Genomic DNA, 2551 nt, shown 5'->3' with positions numbered 1-2551 from the left:
CTCGGCGGCGCGGCTCGCCTGGCGGGCGTGCTCGGCGCGCTCCGCGAGGTAGCGCGAGCGCCCTGCGTCAACGGCCTCCTTGAGCTGCGCCGGCATGACCTTCACGGTGTCCTTGACCGCGCGGCCGCCCTCGTCGAGCTCGGGCTGGCCGTCCGGGCCCATCACCGTCTTCCTCAGCCACACCTCGCGGTTCGCGAGCAGCGGTATGTCCCGGAAGTCGGCCCCCTTGAAGCGGCTCTCGTTCACGAACATGGGGCTGAACTCGTAGCCTCCAACGTCCACGCCGTCGACGACGGTGCCCTTGGGAAGGGTCGCCGAGTTGAAGGTCCTGGCCTCGCCGGTCGCGCGGTCGGTGTACTCGATTCCCTCGCGCACGAAGCTCTTGTGCAGCGAGAGGTACACGTTCTTCCTCTCTTCCATGTCTTTCCTCCTTTTCGTCGTTCGTCTGTGCTTGTCTTCTTCCGCCGGGACGCGTGCCCCGGCGCGGCGCCCCTATCTCATGGCGACCGCCCCCTTCCTCGCTTTTCCGCTAGAAGCCGCTCACGATGTCGCGCGCCCAGGAGCCGCTTTTCACGAGGGCCAGGATGAGCAGCACGCACATGGCCAGGTACTGCAGCGCGTAGGTGAGCCCGTTTGCGACCGCGTCGGCCGGGGTGCCCGTCCCGGGGTTCGCCCCGGTGAGCCCGCCGAGCACGAGCGGGAACGATATGAGCAGCACGAGGATGATGACGCCGGCGATGCAGACTGCCCCGAAGCTCTTCAGGTAGCCGACGCCTATCTGGCGCGTGGCGTCCATGCCGAGGAACGCCAGCGGGATCGGGGCGAACGCGGCCATGATGTAGAGCTGGAGCGCGCGGGCCCAGCAGACCACGAGGGCGACGACGTAGGCTGCCAGCACCACGACCCAGCTGATGAGGCTCACGACGAGCATGGCGATGAGCGACGGGACGTCGTCGTCGGTGGTGACGACTGACACCTCGGGCAGGTCGAGCGCGCCTCCGGCGCCGAAGAGCGCCTCGACTCGGTCGATGGCGAGCCCGCAGACCTCGTAGATCGACGCCATCAGGTCGAAGCTGTTCTGTATGAGGAACAGGAACACGGCGAAGAACACGAGGAGGAAAACGACCTCCTTGACGCCGGGAAGGCTCTGGCTGCCGTCCATGCGCTGGGAGATCTCGATGAGCTTCAGGGTGAAGACCAGGCCGAGCACCCCGCACCCGATCGGCAGGATGGCAACCTGCCACACGCCGCGGGCGACGTCGTGCATGGTCAGGTCGCTCGAGCTCGTGAGCATGTGCGCGAAGTCGGCCGAGAGGATCCCGTTCGCGCCGATCGACCCGAGCACGCCCGTTTGCGCCTTGAACATCCAGTTGCAGCAGTCGCGCAGGAGGCCGCACAGCCAATCGTTGACGTCCCCGGCTATGTCGGCGTATGCCGGCTGCGCGGGGACGAGCAGGAGCGCGCAGAGGGCGAATGCCGTCGCGGCGGAGATGGCGAACGCCCTTCGGNGGCCGGGCCCCGACGCCCGCGACGGGCGCGCCTGCCGCGACGGCGGCCATGACCCTTGTCTTTCCCTGCATTGGTTTCTCCTATCTCGCGGTGAGCGCGCAGCTGAAGCTGCCGATGCCGCTCGCAATGCGGCACACGTCGCCCGCCCGCGGCTCGTGTATGTACCTGTCGTCGCCGATGTAGATGGCCACGTGCCCCGAGCGGTAGAGGATGTCGCCGGGCTTCGCCTCGGAGAGCGGTATGCACCTGAGCTCCTCGTACTGGGACCCCGTGTAGTGGCTTATGCGGATGCCCGCCTGCGCGTAGCAGTACTGCGTGAGCCCGCTGCAGTCGAGCGCCTTGCCGGGGGTCGAGCCTCCCCAGACGTAGGGCACGCCGAGCTGGCTGTACGCCGCCTCGACGATCGCGTTCCCTTTCCCGGCCGGGTCCTTCAGGTCCTCGACCGTCATGGAGTCGAGCCGGTAGAGGCCCCATTGCGCCATGATCGACTTCAGGGACTCGACGTAGGACGAGTCGGTCGCCCAGCCGCCGTCCTTGAGCCCCTCGGCCATCCTGTCCGAGTCGTGCCTCTCGATCGCCTCGCGGATGAGGGCGTTGCCCGAGTAGCGCTCCGCCTGCAGGAAGACCCTGCTGCGGAAGCGGATGCACTCGGCGTCGCCGGTGAAGCGGATGAAGCTCGCCGTTATCTGGGTGTGCTCGCCGGGCACGTACTCCTCGCTGGTGGCCCAGTTCGCCTTGCCGGCCACCTCGGGGCAGCCCGCGTAGCCCGACCACCACTTCATGCCGAAGAGGTTGTGGTCGCGCTCTGCGAGCTGGCTCATGCGGTCCCCCTGGCCGGACTCCTGGATGATCTGCGCGATGGTGCAGCCCGCCGGGTGCCCGTACTCCTCCTGGCACTCGAGCGCCGCCTCGACCATCTCGTAGGTGATGTAGGGCGGCAGCCCCTCGAGGCCCTGCCTGGAGGCCGCGTCGTCCCAGAAGCCGAACAGCGCGCTCAGCAGCTGCGCGACGGCGAGCGCGCAGGCGGCGAAGGCCACGATGC

General features: G+C 68.2%; 3 protein-coding genes. All 3 read right to left on the bottom strand.

Features of this window, described 5'->3' with window-relative positions; translation table 11 throughout:
- Positions 1-420: DNA gyrase (locus tag C1719_RS04980; protein ID WP_102374119.1), on the bottom strand; the 420-nt coding region annotated here is incomplete at its 3' end.
- Positions 421-529: 109 nt separating this feature from the next.
- Positions 530-1366, bottom strand: a complete 837-nt coding sequence (locus C1719_RS04975; RefSeq protein WP_102374118.1) for a VirB6/TrbL-like conjugal transfer protein, CD1112 family — start codon at positions 1364-1366, stop codon at positions 530-532.
- A gap of 223 nt (positions 1367-1589) precedes the next feature.
- The coding region (locus C1719_RS04970) for a glucosaminidase domain-containing protein (RefSeq protein ID WP_180963482.1) at positions 1590-2551 on the bottom strand (962 nt) is incomplete at its 5' end.

Source organism: Raoultibacter massiliensis (assembly GCF_900199545.1).
GTDB classification, from domain to species: Bacteria; Actinomycetota; Coriobacteriia; order Coriobacteriales; family Eggerthellaceae; genus Raoultibacter; species Raoultibacter massiliensis.
The sequence above is the reverse complement of the archived record's forward strand: the minus strand, read 5'-3'. Positions and strand labels throughout refer to the sequence as shown.